Source organism: Pseudarthrobacter raffinosi (assembly GCF_023913835.1).
Taxonomy (GTDB): Bacteria; Actinomycetota; Actinomycetes; order Actinomycetales; family Micrococcaceae; genus Arthrobacter; species Arthrobacter raffinosi.
Window position 1 is genome coordinate 39,924 of sequence record NZ_JAMXBG010000016.1, and the last position, 20,011, is coordinate 59,934.

The window sequence follows — 20,011 nt, forward strand, 5'->3', positions numbered from 1 at the left end:
ACGCCGCCGGACGTCCGATTCCCAACCAGTAAGGTAGTTGAGTGACTTTACCGCTGCACATTCCCCACACCCACGGGGCCACGCCCTCCGCCCTCCGGCTCTTCACGTCCGAGTCGGTCACTGAAGGCCACCCGGACAAGATCTGCGACCAGATCAGTGACGCCATCCTGGATGCACTGCTCGCCGCGGATCCCGAGTCCCGCGTCGCCGTGGAGACCATGGCCACCACCGGCCTGGTCCATGTTGCCGGTGAGGTCACTACCGACGCCTACGTCGAAATCCCGCAGATCGTCCGGGAAACCATCCTGGGCATCGGCTACGATTCCTCGGCCAACGGCTTTGACGGTGCCCGCTGCGGCGTGTCCGTCTCCATCGGACAGCAGTCCAACGACATCGCCGGGGGTGTCTTCAACTCCCTCGAAGCCCGCGAAGGCCGCCAGGAGGACGACTACGACCTCCAGGGCGCCGGCGACCAGGGCCTGATGTTCGGGTACGCGAGCGACGAAACCCCGTCCTACATGCCGGTGCCGATCTGGATCGCGCACCGCCTGTCCGAACGCCTCACCGAGGTACGCAAGTCCGGCGAACTGTCCTATCTCCGCCCCGACGGCAAGACCCAGGTCACCATCGGCTACGACAAGGACGTCCCGGTCTCCGTCGAAACCGTCGTCATCTCCAGCCAGCACGCCGCAGGCACCAGCCTGGACCGGCTGCGCGCGGACCTCGCCGCCTTTGTCATTGAGCCCGTCTTGGCTGCAGCCAACCTGGACATTTCCCGGGCTGCCAACATCCTGAACCCGGCCGGTGAGTTTGTCATCGGCGGGCCCGTCGGTGACGCCGGCCTGACCGGACGCAAGATCATTGTGGACACCTACGGCGGCATGGCCCGCCACGGCGGCGGCGCCTTCTCGGGCAAGGACCCCTCCAAGGTGGACCGTTCCGCTGCCTACGCCATGCGCTGGGTTGCCAAGAACGTCGTGGCGGCCGGACTGGCAAAGCGCGCCGAGATCCAGATTGCCTACGCCATCGGCCAGGCCCGCCCCGTGGGCACGTACGTCGAGACCTTCGGCACCGAGACGGTGGACCCGGCCAGGATCAGCGCCGCCATCGCGGAGATCTTCGACCTCCGCCCGCGTGCCATCATCGATGCCCTGGACCTCAAGCGTCCCATCTACGCGAAGACCGCCGCGCACGGACACTTCGGCCGTGACGATCCCGACTTCACCTGGGAGCGCCTGGACCGGGTGGAGGACCTGAAGGCCTTCTTCAACGCGTAGGCCAGTCCGCCATGGCCTCTGATGAGTCTGTCCCTCCCGGCGCCGTCCAGTTGTCGCTGCTGCAGGGCTTCCCGGCGAAGGCCAGGCCGTCCGGGCCCCCGCTGGCCGCGCACCTTCCGGTGGCCAGGGTCCTCGTGGAGACGCCGCTGCCGCATCTGGACCGGCCTTTCGACTACAGCGTGCCGGCCGAACTGGACGGGGCCGCACAGGCCGGCGTCCGGGTAAAGGTCAGCTTCAACGGCCAGGACCTGTCCGGGTTCATCATTGAACGGACTGAAGAATCCGACGCCGGCCACACCCTGGTGCCCCTGCAGAAGGTGGTCTCTCCCGTCGTCGTCCTGACGCCGGCTGTCCGGGATCTGGTGTCCGCCGTCGCGGCCCGGTATGCGGGCACGGTCAGTGACGTCCTTCGCGTCGCGGTGCCTCCGCGCATGGCGAGGCTCGAGAAGGACTTCCTCTCGTTGCCGTCAGCAGAGCCGGCGTCACCGGACCTGCCGACCGATGCCGGGGCTTTGACCGGCCAGGACGTCCCTGCCGGGATAGAAGCAGACTGGGCCGGTTACCGCAACGGCCCGGCATTTGTCCGCCACCTGAGGGACGGCGGATCCCCACGGGCGGTCTTCAACCCGATTCAGGGATTCGGCCCGGCAGCTTGGCCGCAACTGATTGCAACGGCCGTGGCAGCAGTCCGTGCCTCCGGCCGCGGCGCCGTGGTGGTGGTGCCGGACTACCGGGACCTGGACCAGCTGGAAAAGGCGCTCCTGGCGGTGCTGCCCGCCGACGATATCGCCCGCCTGACATCCGACGACGGGCCCACCCCCCGCTACCGGAACTTCCTGCGCCTCCTTGCCGGGTCCGCGCGCGTAGCCATCGGCACGCGCTCAGCAGCGTTTGCCCCGGTCCGGGATCTGGGCCTTGTTGCCTGCTGGGACGACGGCGATGACCTCCACATCGAACAGCGCGCCCCGTACGCCCATGCCCGCGACGTGCTGCTGCTGCGCGCGGACCTGGAAGGCACAGCCTGCCTCATGGCCGGTCATTCCAGGAGCACGGAACTCCAGCGGCTGGTGGAGGCCGGCTGGGCCATGCCCGTTGAGGCCGATCGGGCGTTCGCACGGCGGACCGTGCCCCGGGTGCTGAACACGGCGGACAGCTTCGAACAGGAACGCGACCCCCTGGCCCTGGTTGCGCGGCTTCCCGGTGCCGCGTGGCGGGCTGCCAAGGACGGGCTGGAACGTGGGCCCGTCCTTGTGCAGGTGGCCCGCGCCGGCTACGCGCCGTCGCTCGTCTGTGAGACGTGCCGCGCACCCGCCCGCTGCCAGGCCTGCCAGGGTCCCCTTGCCCTGGCCGGAGCCACCGGCAGTTCTGCGGTCCCGCAATGCCGCTGGTGTTCCACGCCGGCGCCGGAGTGGCAGTGTGCCCATTGCGCGGGGCACAAGCTCCGTAAGGGCGCCACGGGCGTCCTGCGCACAGCCGAAGAGCTGGGCAGGGCATTTCCCGGAAAAACCGTCATTACGTCCTCGGGCGGCAACATCAAGGCCGGCGTTGGCAGCGCCAAGGCCTTGGTGGTGGCCACCGTCGGGGCCGAGCCCGTGGCGGAAGGCGGTTACGCAGCGGCGCTGCTCCTCGACGGCGACTCCCTGCTCCGCCGGGAGAACCTCCGCGCCGGGGAAGACACGGTCCGCCGCTGGTTCAACGCCGCGGCTTTGGTGCGCCCGGCGTCCGACGGCGGATTGGTGGTAATCACCGCGACGGAAAGTGTTGCTGTTGGCGCGTTGCTGCGGTGGGACCCGGCCGGGTACGCCCGGCGCGAGCTGGAACTCCGGATGGAACTCCAGCTGCCGCCGGCGGTCAGGATTGCCTCGGTCACCGGCCCCCGGGCCGCCGTCGTACATTTTTCCGGGACCGTGGAGAAGGAGCTGGCCGCCGCCGGCGTGACGCTGCGGACCGCGGGACCGGCGCCGCTGGTCCTCACCGGTCCAGCGGCCGTCGGGGGAGCAGGGAGTGCCGGAGGTGCCGCGGGGGCCGGGGAGGACGCCCGGACCCTGCTGTTCTTCGCATACGGGCAGGCAGCCACTGTCACCCGGGTGTTACGTGCAACAAGGGCTGCGGCCGCCGCCAAGAGGACCACGGAACCGGTCCAGGTCAGGCTGGACGGCGTGGACGTCCTCTAGCGGCTTCCTTTGGCGGCACCAGTCAGCGGCTGCGCCGCGCCATGATGTCGTGGGCCACGTCCACCAGCTGCTGCGCGGATTCGTCCCAGCTGAACTCCTGCGCACGTGCCACGGAACGGCGGGACACCTGCCGCCAGTGGGCGTCGTCCCGCAGTTTCTGCACGGCCGCGGCGAACTCTGCCGGGGATGCGGGATCAACGTAGGTTGCCGCGTCGCCGCCCACCTCGCGGAAAATCGGGATGTCGCTGGCGATGACCGGCGTGCCGAGGGCCATGGCCTCCACCAGGGGAAGACCGTAGCCTTCGGCGCGGGAGAGGCTCACCAGTGCGGTGGCGCGCTTGAGCAGGACGGCATATTCGTCATCGGTGACCCCGTTGTGGAAGACCACCGTGGCACCCGGCGGCACCATGATCTCCAGCTCGGCCTGGCGCTCGGCGGTGATCCTGCTCAGCAGGTGCAGGGTGAAATCAGGCAGCTCGGACATGCCGGCCACCATTGTTTCAACATTTTTGTAGGGCATAAACGAGCCCATGTACACCAGCGAATGGTCCGCCCCGGTGGCAGGGTCGCGCGGTTCCTGCGCGGGCTGCGGGGCGTTGCTGATGATCCGCACCGGCCTTTTGGTGAGCCGGTACTTGGCCATCAGCGCTTCCGTGGTCCGGCTGATGGTGGCCACAGTGTCCGCCCGGTTGAGGAGGACGCGCTGCGGCCAGAACGCTTTGTGGTAGAGCCGCCAGAGCACGCGGACGGGTGCCGGCAGGAATCCCGGGGGAGCGGGGTGCTCGTAGTAGATGAGGTCGTGCAGGGTCAGGACCAGGCCGTACTTGCGCCCCCAACTGCCCATGGTCTGCATGGGGCACACCACAACGTCTGCCCCCAGCGGGTTGATCCTGCGGGCCACGAACAGCTCCAGCGGGGACAGCGGACTGTTTATCAACGTGTACGGAACATCCGGGAGCAGCGCCAGTTGGCGCGTGTCGCTGATAAGCATGGAAACCTCGGCCACCTTCGCCGTGGCGGCGATGAGGCTGGCCCCGTAACGGCTGATGCCGTCGTGGTGGTCGGTCCGGGTGAATCGTGCATCGATGACAATCTTCACGCGGGGTGGTCCTTAAGGAAGCTGCGGATGAAGCCGGCGGCCGGTCCGGGCGTTTCGTAGTGGATGAGGTGGCCGACGCCGGGAATGACTTTGAGGACGCCGTCCGGAAGGAGCGCGGCGAGGCGGTGCTGGTCCGGCAGGGTGGCGATCTCGTCCTTTTCGCCGGCGACCAGGAGCACCGGCAATGTCAGTTTCCCGGCAACCTCTGCCACGTGGCCGCTCACGGACGCCGTGAACGATTCGAGGAGGCTTTCCCGGTCGGCGAACGCACTGAAGTAGGCGTGGTGCTGGCCGTGGATGAAACGGCGCAGGTCCTTGTTGCCGGTCTTGGCCATGGCCTCGCTCATGACCCTGACGATCAGCGGACTGCGCAGCAGTGCCAGTCCCAGCGGGCGGGGGAGACGGGCCGCCAGCCGGTAGTAGAGGACGGCCAGCTTGGTCATGATGCCCTTGGGGCCTTCCAGGGCAGGCATGGCGATGGGGTTGATCAGGATCAGCGGTGTGACGGTACCCGGGTGGGTGGCGACAAAATGGGCGGCGACGATCGAGCCGAAGGAGTGCCCCAACAGCACGGTGTCCGGGCCGAGGCCGAGCGCCGCCATAAAGTCGGTGACAAAGGTGCCGTACTGCTCCACCGAATGTTTCCCGGACACGAACGCGGCGGAGCTGCCGAACCCCGGCAGGTCCGGCATGATGATGCGCATTTCCGGCAACTGGTCTGCAACCCGGAGCAGGCCGTGGTGATCGCCGCGGAAACCATGGATGACCAGGATGGTGCGGGTGTCCGGTGTGGCCTGGATCGGTTCGTAAGTCCAGTACGCCACGGTGCTGCCGTTAATCACGATGTCGGCGGCCTGGGTGCGGGCGGCCAGCCCGGCGCTGAAGAAGGAGGGCACAGGGGATGGCTGATGATCGGCGGTTTTCATGACCCTCGGTCCTAGTTGACGTTGTCGGGGTGGGACCCGGTGCGCTGACCGCGGTCAAGCTCGGCAAGGGCTGCCATGTCGCGGTCTGACAGGTCAAAGCCGAAGACGTCCAGGTTTTCCCGGATCCGGGCCTCGGAGCTTGCCTTGGGGATGGCGATGTTTCCCAGCTGGACATGCCACCGGAGGATGATCTGGGCAGGAGTCCGGCCATGTTCGGCGGCCAGGGCAAGCACCACGGGATCCGCCAGCACGTGCCCGCGCCCCAGGGGGCTCCAGGCTTCCGTCCGGATGCCCAGGGCGTGGTGCTTGTCCCTCAGCTCCGCCTGCTGGAGCCACGGGTGCAGTTCAATCTGGTTCACGGCGGGCACCACTTCGGCGCTCTCGAGCAGCCGGTCCAGGTGCGTGGGCTGGAAGTTGCAGACGCCGATGGCCCGGACTTTGCCTTCGCGGTACAACGTTTCGAGGGCTCGGTATGTGTCGGTGAACAGATCCCGCTTGGCGCAGGGCCAGTGGATCAGGTACATGTCCACGTAGTCCAGGCCGAGGTTGACCATGGAGGTATCGAAGGCACGGAGGGTTGAGTCGTACCCCTGGTCATCGTTCCAGACCTTCGTGGTGATGAATACGTCCTCGCGCCGCAGGCCGGGCGAGGATTCCCCGGAGCCGCCGCTTCTGCCTTCGGAATCCATGGCGGGGCCGAGCCCCCGCGCCACGCCGGTTTCGTTGCCGTACATCGCTGCCGTGTCAAAGTGGCGGTATCCGGTGCCGAGGGCCGTGGCCACCAGGCCGGATGTTTCCGCTGCCGGAACTTTGTACAGCCCGAATCCCAACTGGTCAATCAGCACGCCGTTGTTGAGGCTGAGGCGGGGTGAGGTTTTCATAGCATTGACTTTACCCATTGGGCCGGGCGGCACCGCCAAAGCCCACCAGGCGGCGCGCGGTGGCTTCATCCAAGATCAGGTCGGTGGCGAGGCCGGCGGAGAGGGCACCGCGCAGACCGTTGATCTTCGATGCCCCGGAGACCACGCAGATTCGACGCCGGACCTGGCGCAGCTGGGAGAGCGCCGGACCGGTGGAGCGTTCGTTCAGGACGATGCCGTCAGAGGATCCGTCACGCCGGAAAAACACCGTGGCGACGTCACCCACCACATCTGAATGGGCCAGCACCTTGAGGTCGCTTTCGTCCAGGTACCCACCCGCGTAGACGTGGCTGGGGTAGTCCGCGTCCACGGATCCGACGCCGAAGACTGCGATGCTCATCCTGGCCTGCAGGTTCAGGATCCGCTGCACGCTGCGCTCATTCCACATGGCGGTCTTGGTGGCGGCGTGGTCAAAGAACGCCGGAACGGGGAACTGTTCCACCCGGGCTCCGTAGGCGCTTCCGAAGCGGCGCATGATGTCACTGGCGTAGGTGATACCGGTGGTGTGCATGTTTCCGGCGCCGTTCAGCTGCACCACAACGGTGTCATGGGTGATCTTGCGGGTGAGGTGCCTGCTGACCGCGCTGAGCGTGGAACCCCACGCGATGCCAATGATCGCATTGGAATCCACCAGCGGGCCGATGGTGCGTGCAGCCTGCATGGCCACGCGGTCCAGTGTTTCCGCCTCGTTCAAGGACTCCAGCACCGGAACAACGTGCACGTCCACGTTGTACTCGCGCCGGATCATGCTTTCGAGTTCGGGGCCCGTATCAAGGGGGTTGCGGATCTGGATCTGGACCAGTCCAGTGTCCCTGGCCGCCGACAGAAGCCTCGAAACAGTGGACCGGGATGTCCGCAATTCCCGGGCGATCGCGTCCATCGTCAGGTCCTGGAGGTAATACATCTGTGCAGCCCGAAGCGCATCTGAGTGCCGGGAGAGCGTCATTCGGACTCCATTCTGCACGTTTGTGCATAGTGCTTGACTCCATTTTCCATTACTCCAAACAATAGTTGAAGAACGACGGTGCATCCGGCGGATGCCCGCACGCCAATAAACCCAAGGAGCAGTGTTGGGACTCAAACATACATTCGGCCACAGCGGAGCCACGCCCGCCCACAGCACCGTGCCGCGCGTATCGGTGCAGGGTCTGCGGAATCGTCCGCACGCCAAGGTGTTGATCATCGGCGGTGGCATCAACGGCGTGGGAACCTTCCGGGACCTCGCCCTGCAGGGAGTGGACGTGGCCCTGGTGGAGCGTGGCGATTACTGCCAGGGTGCCAGCGGCGCGTCCTCCCATATGATTCACGGCGGCATCCGTTACCTGGAAAACGGGGAATTCCGCCTCGTCCGCGAATCCGTGGTGGAACGCAACCGCCTCCTGCGGATCGCGCCGCATTATGTGAAGCCCCTCCAGACCACCATCCCGATCTTCAGCACTTTTTCCGGCGTCCTGTCCGCACCGTTGCGGTTCCTCACGCACAAGCAGCAGGGCAAGCCCAAAGAGCGCGGCGCCTTCCTGATCAAACTGGGCCTGAGTATGTACGACTCGTTCTCCCGGGACGGCGGCTCCGTGCAGCGCCACCAGTTCCGCGGACGCAAGCGTGCCCTCGCCGAGCTGCCGCAGCTGCATCCCGGCATCAAATACGCAGCCACCTATTTCGACGCCTCGGTCCACAACCCCGAGCGCCTTACGCTCGATGTGCTCCAGGACGGCGAAAAAGCGGGGCAAGGCAGCGGCGGACCGGAAAGCTCAACAGCACGGGCGAGCAACTACCTCGCACTCCATTCGCTCGGCGGGGCTGCCGCACAGTCCGGCACCACGGTCCAGCTCCGCGACGAACTGACTGGCGAGCTGTTTGATTTCACCGCGGACGTCATCGTCAACACCACCGGCGCCTGGGTGGACCTGACCAACGAAGCCATGGGGGCGGCGTCGGCCTTTATGGGCGGCACGAAGGGATCGCACATTGTGCTGGACCACCCGGTCCTGCTCGAGGCCTGCAAAGGCCGGGAGATCTTCTTTGAGCACACGGACGGCCGGATCGTCCTCATCTATCCCATGGGCGACCGGGTCCTGGTGGGAACCACTGACGTCCTTGCCGACATGACGCAGGACGCAGTGTGCACGGATGAGGAGATCGAGTACTTCTTCAACCTGATCGGCCACGTCTTCCCGGACATCACCGTGCAGCGTGACCAGATCGTCTACACGTTCTCCGGTGTCCGCCCGCTGCCACGCCACGACGCCACCCAGCCGGGGTTTGTCTCGCGCGACTACCGGATTGAACGGCGCACCCCGGCTGCCGGGGCACCCGGCGCAGGAACCGCCGTCGTACTCAGCCTGGTGGGCGGTAAGTGGACCACTTTCCGGGCTCTGGCCGAGCACATGGCAAATGATGTGCTTGCCGAGCTGAGGATGGAACGGAAGGTCTCGACGGCGAAACTCGCCATCGGAGGCGGCGCCGGCTTCCCCGAGGATGACGCCGGAGTCCAGAAATGGATCAAGGCTCATATGGGTGCCGGCCGGGACGCGGACCGCTCCGCCGTCCTGCTGACCCGCTACGGCACGAGGGCTGACGACGTGATCCGCTACCTTGATGCCGGCCCGGACAGGTTGCTCCGTTCCACCCGTGAACTCAGCGTCCGTGAGCTGGAGTTTATGGCCCGGAACGAGCAGATCGGGCACCTCATCGATGTCCTGATCAGGCGTACGTCGCTCGCCTTCCGTGGACTTGTCACCGGAGAACTTCTTGTCGAGGTTGCGGACGTCCTGTCCGCCCCGCTGGGCTGGGATGCCACAGCCAAGACCGACGAGATCAAGCATGCGCGGGAAGTACTGGAGCGATTCCACCGCGTACAGATCCACAGCCTGGTCGCCTAGGCAGACCAGGCTGCAGCCGGGGCGTCAAAGCGCTCCGGTTCAACGGTCCTTCAACCCGCGAAGGACCGCACAATAGAAAATAGAGGAGTCAATGATGTCTCTTGGAATTGTTTTTCTTTCCGAAGTCTTCGGAACGGCGATGCTCACCCTGCTGGGTTGCGGCGTCGTGGCCAACGTTGCCCTGAAGGGCACAAAAGGCAACAGCGGCGGGTTCCTGATGGTGACCTGGGGGTGGGGGATCGCCGTCTTCGCGGGTGTTTTCGTTGCCGCCAAATCCGGCGCCCACCTCAATCCGGCCGTCACGCTGGGCCTACTGGTTAAGGGCGGCAAGGAGTATGCTCCGGACGTCCCGGTGGATGTCGCGTCCACGTTCACCTACTTCGGTGGCGAACTGCTCGGCGCCTTCCTGGGTGCTGTCCTTTGCTGGGTCGCATACAAGCAGCACTTCGATGCCGAACCCGTGGAAGCCAACAAGCTGGCGACGTTTTCCACCGGTCCGGCCATCCGCTCCACGCCCTGGAACCTGATCACGGAGATCATCGGCACGTTTGTCCTTGTATTCGTTATCCTGACGTTCGGCGGGACGCCCTCGGGCCTGGGGCCGCTGGCGGTGGCACTGCTCGTGGTGGGCATCGGCGTATCCCTGGGTGGACCCACGGGTTATGCCATTAATCCGGCCCGCGACCTCGGGCCCCGCATCGCCCACGCCATCCTGCCCATCAAGGGCAAGGGTTCCAGTGACTGGGCCTACTCCTGGATCCCCGTCGTAGGGCCATTGGTCGGCGGTAGCCTTGCCGGCCTGGTGGCGTTCTGGGTTCCCGCGATCATGCCTGCCGTCGCCGGCTAGTAACCATTTTCAAACACACACAAAAATACAGACAAGGACGTCACCATGAACCAATACGTCATCGCCATTGACCAGGGCACCACCAGCTCCCGCGCCATCATCTTTGACCACAGCGGCAACATCGTTTCCTCGGGCCAGATGGAGCACGAGCAGATCTTCCCGCAGGCGGGCTGGGTGGAGCACAACCCTGCTGAGATCTGGAACAACACCCGCGAAGTGATCGCGTCCGCCCTCTCCAAGGCGAACCTGACCCGGCACGATATTGCCGCCGTCGGAATTACCAACCAGCGCGAGACAGCGGTTGTCTGGGACAAGACCACCGGCGAGGCCGTCTATAACGCGATTGTCTGGCAGGACACACGGACCCAGGACATCGTGGATGAGCTGGCCAAGGACGGCGGCCCGGAGCGGTTCAAGCAGAAGGTGGGGCTGCCGCTGGCCACGTATTTCTCAGGGACAAAGATCAAGTGGATCCTGGACAACGTTGACGGCGCCCGGGCCAAAGCGGAAGCCGGCGACCTCGTCTTCGGCAACACCGACGCCTGGGTCCTCTGGAACCTGACGGGCGGGGTGGACGGCGGCGTGCACGTCACGGACGTCACCAACGCCTCCCGCACGTTGTTCATGGACCTGGAGACCCTGACCTGGGACGAGGAGATCCTGGGCATCTTCGGAGTGCCGCTGAGCATGATGCCGGCCATCAAGTCCTCCTCGGAGGTCTACGGCACCGTGCACACCTCTCAGCTGCTGCGCGAAGTTCCGGTTTCAGGCATCCTGGGTGACCAGCAGGCCGCCACGTTCGGGCAGGCGGCGTTCGAGGCTGGTGAAGCCAAGAACACGTACGGCACCGGCTGCTTCCTGATCTTCAATACCGGCGAGGAGATTGTTCACTCGAAGAACGGTCTGCTCACCACGGTCGGGTACAAGCTCGGCGATGCCCCAACGCACTATGCGCTGGAAGGCTCCATCGCGGTCACCGGTTCCCTGATTCAGTGGCTCCGGGACAATTTGGGCATGATCAGCAGCGCGCCGGAGGTGGAAACGCTGGCGGCGGCCGTTGAGGACAACGGCGGCGTCTACATCGTTCCGGCCTTCTCGGGGCTCTTCGCCCCGTACTGGCGTTCGGATGCCCGCGGCGCCATCGTGGGCCTGACCCGGTTCGTCAACAAGAACCACATCGCCCGGGCGGCGCTGGAGGCCACAGCCTTCCAGACCCGCGAGGTGCTGGACGCGGTCAACGCGGATTCCGGCGTTCCGCTCACTGAACTGAAGGTCGACGGCGGCATGGTTGCCAACGACGCGCTGATGCAGTTCCAGGCGGACATCCTGGGCGTTCCGGTGATCCGGCCGAAGGTAGTGGAAACCACCGCACTGGGCGCCGCCTACGCAGCCGGCCTCGCCGTCGGCTTCTGGAAGGACCTCGGCGAACTCTCGTCCAACTGGTCCGAGGACAAGAGGTGGGAACCGAAACTGGACCAGGCCGAGCAGGACCGGCAGCTGCGCCTGTGGAGGAAGGCCGTGACGAAGTCCATGGATTGGGTCGACGAGGACGTCCGCTAGGCACTCCGAACCGTCTCCGGACAGCAACGAACAGGGAGGGCGGCCCGAGGAGTGCCGCCCTCCCTGGTCTTGTGCGGGTCAGGACCCCCGGTCACCAACCCTCGCCAGCACGGTGGTCAGGGTCCGTCGAGTTCAGCCGGCGGTGTCTTCGCATAGACGCTTCTGCTGACTGAGTATGCCCGCTCATCCAGTTCCAGCGCTTGTGTGTTGACGGCCGCGAACTGCGCGGCGCCCAGCTTCTTCACTTTCACGAGGTCCATGAATTCCTGGTCGGGACCGCCGACGGCGGTGACTTTCACTAGCCCTGTTCCGGCTGAGTAGAACTTCCGCTGGTGGCCTGCCTCAGGCGGTTCCAGCGGGTTGTATTCATCGATCACCAGTACATCGTCGTAGCAGCCAGTCGGGACGCAGACGCGCTGGTGCTTCTTGAAAACTGTCCCGCAGTCAAGGAAGTCAACCTTGGGTGCATAGGCCTGGACATAGTCCGGCGTGCCGGTCCGGGGCCTGGCCTGCATGGCGATGCCGGCCTGGGCCTTGGCAAGCCCGCTGATGAAAGTGCTGGGCGCACCAACGAACTCGCCGTTTTCGTATTCCTCCGGATATTCGCCGAATAGCCAGACCGTTCCCTTTCCAGTCTGCGCAAAGAAGGCCAGTTCGGATTCCACCAGTTCGCCGTCCGAGTAGTCGCGGTCCCACAGGACACGGGTCTTGACGCCGTCAATTACCTTGGTCAGCCCGGTGACTGTATGGACGACAGTGCGTGTGCTGATCCCTTCGGCAGAGGTCACGGTCCCCGTCGTCGTGTACTGCATGCCAGGCTTGAGCGGGAACCATTTGTTATCGATCCGCGGGGAAGCCTGGAAATCCGAACGGTCAAAGTTGATCGCGGAGCCGGGCCCGCAGAGTTCCGGGGCCGGCGGCGCGGCACCCGCTGTGGGTGCCGACACCACTGTCAGCGATCCGAAGGCCAGCAGCAATGCGGACCCGTATGCCGTGAACCGATGTGCTCGAAAAGCCATCTCACGTGCCTTTCATACTCGTGGGGATCTGCTAGACCGCAGGCGCGGGTTCCAGCTCGTGTGCCCCGTGCCGGCGGCCGCGGACGCCTTTGGCGAAACGCAGGTACAGCGACGGGACGATGAACAGGTTGACCATCGTCGACGTGACCAGCCCGCCTAGGATCACCACCGCCATGGGATGTTCGATCTCGTGGCCCGGGATGTTACCCATTACCACGAGCGGAACCAAGGCCAGGGCAGTGGCCAGCGTGGTCATAAGGATCGGCGACAACCGCTCTGCAGCCCCCCGAAGCACCAGCGCGGGTCCGAAGGCCATGCCCTCGAACTGCTCCAGATGCTGGCAGTGGTTGATGAGCAGGATGCCATTGCGTGCCGCGAGCCCCATGAGCGTCAGGAAGCCAACCAGCGAACCGAGGGACAGGATTCCGCCGCTGAGGTGTGCGGCGATCACTCCGCCCACGAGAGCCACCGGCAGGGTCAGGATGGCCAGGGTGGCCAGCCGCCAACTCTTGAAAGCAGCCTGCAGTAGAAGGAAGACGACGATGACCGCGCCAATGGAGTAGAGCAGCAGACGTTGGGATGCGGCCTGGCGTTCGGCGTATTCGCCGAGGACAACCGCGCTGTAGCCCACCGGGAACTGAACAGATTCCATATCGGAATTGAGCTTCTCCACGACCTTCGCCAGATCACCTTCCTTGACGTTGGCACTGACGTCGATGCGCCTGGATCCCTCCGAACGCTCAATGACGTTGGGCGTGGGCTTGACCGAAATCGTGGCGACATCAGCCATCCGGATCTTGACCCCGCTCGGCGTATCGAGGGGAAGGTTCTCAATGTTCGTGACACTCGTCCGGGCCTCCGGCGGGCTCCACACCTGGACGTCGTAGGCCTTCCCGTCCCGGTAAATGTCGCCTACCTCTTCACCGGCAACGAAGGTCGCCGCGGCACGCCGCACATCGCCCGGCTTCAGCCCGTAGCGGTTCGCCGCTTCCAGGTTCACTTCCACATCGATCTGCGGAATGTTGGCCTGGAGGGCAACCTTCGCGCCGATGGCTCCGTCAATGCCGCCCAGAATGGTTTTGATCTTGTCAGCCTCCTGGCGCAGCGTCGCAAGGTCGTCGCCGTACACACGGACGACGACGGCGTAACCGGTTCCGGTGAGTACCTCGCGAATGCGTTCCTTGAGGTACGTCTGCACGTCCCGTTGGATTCCGGGATAGCCGTCCACGACCGCCGCCACTGCTGCCAGGGTTTGGTCATAATCCACCCCGGGGTCGACGCTGATCCAGTTCTCACCGAAGTAGACGCCCACCACCTCATCGGCATTGAATGCCTGTCCGGTGTGGGCCCCACAGTTGTTCACGCCGGGGATCGTCATGAGTTCCCTGCAGGCCAGCTCACTGACGCGGACTTCCTCGGCGTTTGACGTGCCCGGCTGCGTGAGCCAGTGCATCAGGAAATCACGCTCCTTGAATTCCGGGAGCAACGATTGGCCCAGCAGCGGCGCCGCCACAATGCCGACCATCCCGACGGCGGCCAGTGTCAGGTAGCCGGGGACAGGACGGCGGACAATGGGCCGGAGCGCGTTGGCGTACCAGCGCTTCAGGACCCTGACCACGGGCGGATCCCGGTCCTCCAGTTTGGCATTTCGCAGGACGATGTACGCCATTGCCGGCGTGACGGTCAGCGCCACGACCATGGACGCGATCACCGCGAGCGTGTAGGAGGTGGCCAGCGGCCGGAAAAACGCCCCTGTCAGCCCGTCCAGGAAGAAGATCGGAACCGTGGCGGCGACGATGATCAGCGTGGCGTACACAATCGGTCCGCGGACCTCAAGCGAGGCGTTGACCACCACCCTGGCGGTGCTTCCGGTGGCGCCACTGGCCCGGTGGTGCCGGAGCCGTCTGACGATGTTCTCGACGTCGATGATGGCATCGTCCACCACCACCCCGACGGCAATCACCAACCCCGCAAGCACCATGGTATTGATCGTGCCGCCGGTCCAATACAACACGAGGGCCGCCGCCACCAGTGACAACGGGATGGCCAGGACGCTGACCAATGCCGTCCGCCACTGGAAGAGGAAGACACTCAATACCAGGATGACCAGCAGGCATCCGAGCAGCAGGGCTACGCCCAGGTTGTCGAGGGATTCCTCAATGAAGGTTGCAGGCCGGAAGATGGCCGTGTCCACAGCGATTCCGGTCAGGCCGGGCTCGAGTTGTTTCATGGCCTCTTCCACCCCCTTTGTCACTTCGAGGGTGTTGCCCCAAGGCAGTTTTTCCACGATCAGCATCAGACCCGGTCCGCCGTTAATGACGGCGTCACCGATCAGCTGCTGGTGGTCCTCCACCACATTGGCCACGTCGCCCAGCTGGAGCGGGGGCTGCCCCTCACGATCCTCCAGTGCCACCTTCGCGAGGTCCGCAGGTGTGGTGATGGGTTGGACGTGCCTGACCCCAATTGTCTGGCTGGGTGTGTCCAGGGAACCTCCGGTGCCGATCACGGCACCGGTGGAATACTGGAGCAGGCCGGCGTCGAGGGCATTGGCGGTGGTGCTCATGACGGTTTCCAGGCTGACCTTGTTTGCGGCCAGCTTGGCCGGGTCAGCCTGGACTTGAAGCATCTGGAGACGTTCGCCCCAGATTGCCACGTTTGCCACGCCGGGAACGCGGAGCAGATGGGCCCTGATGTTCCAGTAGGAAATCATTGACATCTCGATCAGGGACCGGGTGTCCGAGGACAGCCCGATCTTCATGACCCGGCTGGTGGAGGACAGGGGCTGCAGCATGATCGGCGGCGCCGCCCAGGTGGGCAGCGTCGGAATGACCGTCGCCATCCGCTCGGACACCAACTGTCGGGCAGTGAGCAGATCCGTGCCGTTCTCGAATTCCATCACAATCGAGGACAGCTGCGGTACCGACTTGGACCGCATGTGGTGGAGGCCGTCGATGCCGTTGAAGGCTTCTTCCATGGGAACCGAAACGAGTTCTTCCACCTCAGCGGCGGTAAGTCCCAGGCAGGCTGTCTGGACCTCCACTTTCGGCGGCGCGAATTCAGGGAACACGTCCACCGAGGCACTGCTGAGCTGGGCGCCGCCTACCATCAGCAGCGCCGCCGCCATCGCGATGATGATCGATCTGAACCTTAGGCTTGCCGCGACTATCCGGCGCATGTCATTTGCCCGTAACGAACTCTGCGCCGAACAACTCAGCCGCGGCTACTGTTACCACAGGCGTTCCAACAGCTGGGCCGACACTGGCTGTGACCGCGCCCGCTTCGATTTTGGTCACCGTGACGGGCTGGCGCTCGTACACCCGTGGCTCGGGGTTGATGTAGACCCAGGTCTTCCCCTCCGCGTCGTACAGCAGCGCTGCGTATGGGAACAGGACGCCTGCGTCCCCCGGACCCGGCTTGACCGTGTCGGTGAGCAGCTCCAGCCGTTCAATGGCCCGCTCGCTCAGGGTGATGCGTGCTATGCCGGTGGTGGCATTCTTTTCCACCTTGGCAGCCGCTTCAGATGCGGTTTCTGCCATGGCTGAGGGTTGAGCACAGGCGGGCAGTGAAAACAGCAGTGCTGCGCAGGCAGCGGCCGCCACTGGCAGGCGCCGCAGGGTCCATTTGCTGGTCATGATACTTCCACCTTTTCCGGCATAACAGGGGTGACTGGAACTTCCGATTCGTAGACCTCTGACCACTCTTCCGGCTCGGTGCGGGGACCGAACCAGAGTGTGAGCAGCGGGAGCACAAAGATCCCCACGAGCGTTGTGGTCACGAGCCCGCCGGCTAGGATCAGCAGCATGGGCACGATCAGGGTCTGGCCTACCGCGCCGCCGAGGATGGCGGGCGGTATCAGCACGAGGAACGTAATGAGGGCGGATTTCAGGATCGGCGATATCCGGTCCCGGGCCGCCGTCATGACCAGGTCAGTGCGTGACATCTGTTCGGACTCCCGCCAGAGTTCGTCAACACGCGCGGACAGGAGCGCCGCATTACGTGCAGCGATGGCCACCACGGCCGCAAACGCCGTCAGCGACAGCCAGGACAGGGACTCCGCCCCGATCCATGCGGCGACCGCTGCTCCCGCCATCGCGGCGGGAAGCGTCAGGAAGACGGCGAGGGCAAGCTTCCAGCTCCGCAGTGCAGTCTGAAGCAGAAGCAGCACAGCCAGGATGGCCGCCATTCCGAGTCCATGAACCAGGGTGTCTGCGGCCTGCAGCTGGCTGTATTTCGTGGGGATCTCGGCGTGGTGTTCGAGCGGGAACTGGATTTGTTGGATGGCCGCCTCGATGTCCCGCTGGATATCTGCCAGCGGGCGTCCGCTGACGTCAGCCACGACGTCGATCCGCCGCGAGGTGGCATCGTGCTGGATAACAACTTCGCTGGGGACCATGCGAACGTCGGCGACCTGGCCCAGTTGGACGTGGCCGCCATTAGGAGCGTCAAGGAGCAGCTCACGGATGCTGGTCAGGTCATCCCGGACGCCAACCGCGCCGCGAACAACCACTTCGAACACCTTCTGCTCCTCAAAGAGGTTCCCGACGACGATGCCCTGCATCAGTGTCGCAGCGGCGCGCCTCGCGTCACCGGGCTTGATGCCGAACTTTTGGGCAGCCTCGAGATTGACCTGGACCTCTACGATCGCGGTCATGGCGGCAGCGTCGATGGTCGGGTTGTTCACACCGTCAATCTTCTGGAGGGCCTGGCGGACCTCTTCTGCCTTTTCACGGAGCACCGGCATTTCCGTTCCGTAGACGCGGACCGCGAATCCCGGCTCCAGGCTGGAGCGCATGTCGCCGACGGTCTGTTGGGAGTAGTTCAGCACGTTGTGCGCGATGCCCGGGTAGCCCTGGACCACGTCCCGTACCGCCCGCTCCGTTTCGCCGAAGTTGGCGTCCCGTGCGATCGACACCCACAGCTCAGCAGAGCTGTTGCCAACCACCTGATCCGCAGAGATGGCGCGTCCCACGTGACCGCCGACGCCCGAAACCCCCGGGAGGGCCCTGAGTTCATCGGAGGCCAGGGCAGCGATCCGCCGGACTTCTTCATTGGACGTCCCGGCCATGGTGTCCCACTGCACCAACAGGGTCCGGTCGGGCATGGTGGGAACGAGCGGCCGGTTTCCTGCCAGTTGCGAGCCGGCAGCGACGCCAAGGATCCCCACGACCACGATGGCCACAATCGCCAGGGGCTTCCGGGAGTTGACCCCGCCCAGTGCGCGGTCGTAGTACGCCTTTCCCCGTCCGACGGCGGGAAGTTCCCGGTCGGTCGCGGTCTTGGACGGGAGGAGGAAATACGCCAGTACCGGTGTGACGGACAAGCCTACGATCAGGGCGGCGGCCAGCGTCAGCGCCAACGACCAGAAAAGCGGCGAAAGAAACGAGCCGCCTACTCCAGTCACGAAGAGGGTCGGAACGAGGACGACCACCATCATCAGCGATGCGTGGAACAGCGGCGTGCGGACCCCGCGGACGATGTAGCTGCTGCGCGACCTCGGGGTAGCCTCGGCGTCCGTCGCCTCGCGGACGGCGCGCTGTCGTCGGTGGGCCTGAACGTCTTCCACGATGTCGCCCACGATCACGGACGTGCCGAGCAGAACTCCTATCAGGACGGTGATGTTAAGTGTTGCGTTTTGGGCGAACAGCACCACCGCCGCCGTCGTGACGGTAGTGGCGATGGCCACGAGTGCGATCACGGCGACCCGCCAGGACCGGAACAGCAGCCAAAACAGTGCTACCGCAATCAGCAGGCTGATCAGGAGCGCCAGGCCGAGGCTGTTGACGGAGTCCTGAACACCGGTCGCAGGCCTGAAGACAGAAGTATCGATCTGGACGCCCGTGAGGCCCGGCTCCATGTCCTTGAGGGCCGCCTCAACACGACGGGTGACCTCCAGGGCGCTGACGCCGGGGAACTTCTCGATCACCAGCATCAGGCCGGCGTCCGCCCCAACGGCGTCACCGATCAGCGGCTGGTGGTCTACCTTGACCTGGGCAATGTCGCCCAGAAGCAACTGCGGGTCCGTGTCCTCCACGCTGACCTTGGCCAGGTCGGCCGGCGTGCGGATGGGAAGGACGTGCTGGATGCCAAGGCGCTGGTTGGGCGACTCCACGAAACCGCCGGTCCCGGGCGTCGAAGCCTCCAGGAAGCTCAACGGCGAAACCCAGACCGCGTTGCCTGTGGTCTTAATTAGCTGCTCAAGGGTAATGCCTTTGTCGCGCAGCTGCGTCGGAGTGACCTCAACCTGCAGCTGCTGTTCGCGCTGGCCCCAGATGGACACGTTCGCCACGCCCGGGATACCGATCAGCCGCGGCTTGATTTTCCATCTGGCCAGGACCGACATCTCAATGCCGGAGAGCTCCTTGGAGTTCATCCTGACCATCACCACGCGGCTGGTGGAGGACATGGGCTGCATGATCAGCGGCGGCGATGAGACGTTAGGCAGCGCGTGCGCCTGCGTCATCCGTTCCGCGACCAACTGGCGTGCGCGCAGGAGGTCCGTGCCGGGCTCGAAGACCAGTTCGATGGACGACAGCCCCGGGACGGATTTCGAGCGGATCTCGTCCAGCCAGGCCACGCCGTTGAGGAGGTCTGCTTCCATCGGTGCGGTAATAAGCTGCTCAACTTCAACCGCGGAGAGCCCTAGGGCCTCAGTCTGGATCTCTACCTGTGCTGGGGCGAACTCCGGCATGGTGTCCACGGCCATATGTGGAACGTTTACGATGCCAAAAGTAATAAGGCCCGCCGCGAGGGCGAGAACCAAGATTCGGAACTGCATGCTGAACCGGGTAACCCAGCCAAACACGACTAGTCCCTCGCTACTTCTTCGCAGAGGTGATGGACGGAATTTTCAGTCCATCACAACGTTGTGCGGGACATAAACGCCAAGAATACATGTCAGGCTCCTCGACCTGAGACCGTCTAGTTTCCCCACAGACTTGACAATACTGTGGACCGATTGCGCTGGGTTGGCAAGGGTAGACCCTACCCCCTTGAGCCACCCCGCTACAGGGTTCTCTTTGGCGAAGAGATCTGGGTTACCCAAAGGGCCCGGCGGCACTGTCCACTTCGACGGTGCCGGCACTGGCCACGCGCCCCTGCGCCCGGCCCGGACTGGCTTTCCCATAACCTAGGCCTGCCCACCTGCAGTGGGTAGGCTAAAGTAGTCCTATGCGTGCGATCCTTCTGCTTAGCTAGCCGCCCGGTGTCCGGAAACAACCGGATTGCCGTGCGGCTGCCCCTCCATGGAGAGGGGCTTTTGTGTGTCCGGGCATGTTTCCGGGCCGGCAGCAGAGGGGATCAGACCGTTG

General features: G+C 64.8%; 13 protein-coding genes. 5 read left to right on the forward strand and 8 right to left on the reverse strand.

Annotated elements, in window-relative coordinates; genetic code table 11:
- Positions 1–41: 41 nt before the first annotated feature.
- Complete coding sequence (metK, locus tag NG697_RS15255) at positions 42–1,277, forward strand: methionine adenosyltransferase (protein WP_252598888.1); 1,236 nt, start codon at positions 42–44, stop codon at positions 1,275–1,277.
- Positions 1,278–1,288: 11 nt separating this feature from the next.
- Positions 1,289–3,451, forward strand: a complete 2,163-nt coding sequence (locus NG697_RS15260) for a primosomal protein N' (RefSeq protein ID WP_252614590.1) — start codon at positions 1,289–1,291, stop codon at positions 3,449–3,451.
- A gap of 22 nt (positions 3,452–3,473) precedes the next feature.
- Here the strand turns inward: NG697_RS15260 and NG697_RS15265 are convergent, their stop codons facing one another.
- From NG697_RS15265 to NG697_RS15280, 4 genes are read right to left on the reverse strand one after another with little or no spacing between them, the layout of a single operon-like run.
- Positions 3,474–4,550 (reverse strand): glycosyltransferase family 4 protein, encoded by a 1,077-nt coding sequence (locus NG697_RS15265; RefSeq protein WP_252598886.1) that lies wholly within the window; start codon positions 4,548–4,550, stop codon positions 3,474–3,476.
- Positions 4,547–5,476 (reverse strand): alpha/beta fold hydrolase, encoded by a 930-nt coding sequence (locus NG697_RS15270; RefSeq protein ID WP_252607995.1) that lies wholly within the window; start codon positions 5,474–5,476, stop codon positions 4,547–4,549. Before NG697_RS15270 ends, NG697_RS15265 begins: the two co-directional genes overlap by 4 nt.
- An 11-nt stretch (positions 5,477–5,487) precedes the next feature.
- Positions 5,488–6,357, reverse strand: a complete 870-nt coding sequence (locus tag NG697_RS15275; RefSeq protein WP_252598884.1) for an aldo/keto reductase — start codon at positions 6,355–6,357, stop codon at positions 5,488–5,490.
- Positions 6,358–6,367: 10 nt separating this feature from the next.
- Entirely contained in the window at positions 6,368–7,342 is a 975-nt protein-coding gene (locus NG697_RS15280; RefSeq protein WP_252598883.1) for a sugar-binding transcriptional regulator, read from the reverse strand.
- A 124-nt stretch (positions 7,343–7,466) separates the two neighbouring features.
- On the opposite strand from NG697_RS15280, the gene NG697_RS15285 reads away from it, so the two are divergent.
- From NG697_RS15285 to glpK, 3 genes are all read left to right on the forward strand, one after another.
- Positions 7,467–9,278 carry a glycerol-3-phosphate dehydrogenase/oxidase gene (locus NG697_RS15285; protein WP_374209939.1) on the forward strand — a complete coding sequence of 604 codons (1,812 nt, stop codon included), beginning with the start codon at positions 7,467–7,469 and terminating at the stop codon, positions 9,276–9,278.
- Between the two features lie 94 nt (positions 9,279–9,372).
- Positions 9,373–10,125, forward strand: coding sequence for an MIP/aquaporin family protein (locus NG697_RS15290; protein WP_252598929.1), 753 nt, complete (start codon positions 9,373–9,375; stop codon positions 10,123–10,125).
- A gap of 45 nt (positions 10,126–10,170) precedes the next feature.
- The gene (glpK, locus tag NG697_RS15295) at positions 10,171–11,685 is read left to right on the forward strand and encodes a glycerol kinase GlpK (protein ID WP_104060713.1); all 1,515 of its coding nucleotides are present in this window, start codon (positions 10,171–10,173) and stop codon (positions 11,683–11,685) included.
- 116 nt (positions 11,686–11,801) lie between these two features.
- On the opposite strand, the gene NG697_RS15300 is transcribed toward glpK, so the two are convergent.
- Genes NG697_RS15300 through NG697_RS15315 form a run of 4 tightly spaced genes read right to left on the reverse strand, consistent with a single transcriptional unit; the run spans position 11,802 to position 19,479 of the window.
- Positions 11,802–12,704, reverse strand: coding sequence for a hypothetical protein (locus tag NG697_RS15300; RefSeq protein ID WP_252614591.1), 903 nt, complete (start codon positions 12,702–12,704; stop codon positions 11,802–11,804).
- A gap of 31 nt (positions 12,705–12,735) precedes the next feature.
- Complete coding sequence (locus NG697_RS15305; RefSeq protein WP_256470733.1) at positions 12,736–15,879, reverse strand: efflux RND transporter permease subunit; 3,144 nt, start codon at positions 15,877–15,879, stop codon at positions 12,736–12,738.
- A gap of 1 nt (position 15,880) precedes the next feature.
- Positions 15,881–16,336, reverse strand: a complete 456-nt coding sequence (locus NG697_RS15310) for a hypothetical protein (RefSeq protein ID WP_252598880.1) — start codon at positions 16,334–16,336, stop codon at positions 15,881–15,883.
- The gene (locus tag NG697_RS15315; protein ID WP_252614592.1) at positions 16,333–19,479 is read right to left on the reverse strand and encodes an efflux RND transporter permease subunit; all 3,147 of its coding nucleotides are present in this window, start codon (positions 19,477–19,479) and stop codon (positions 16,333–16,335) included. The genes NG697_RS15310 and NG697_RS15315 overlap by 4 nt, the downstream gene beginning before the upstream one ends.
- Positions 19,480–20,011: the final 532 nt, after the last annotated feature.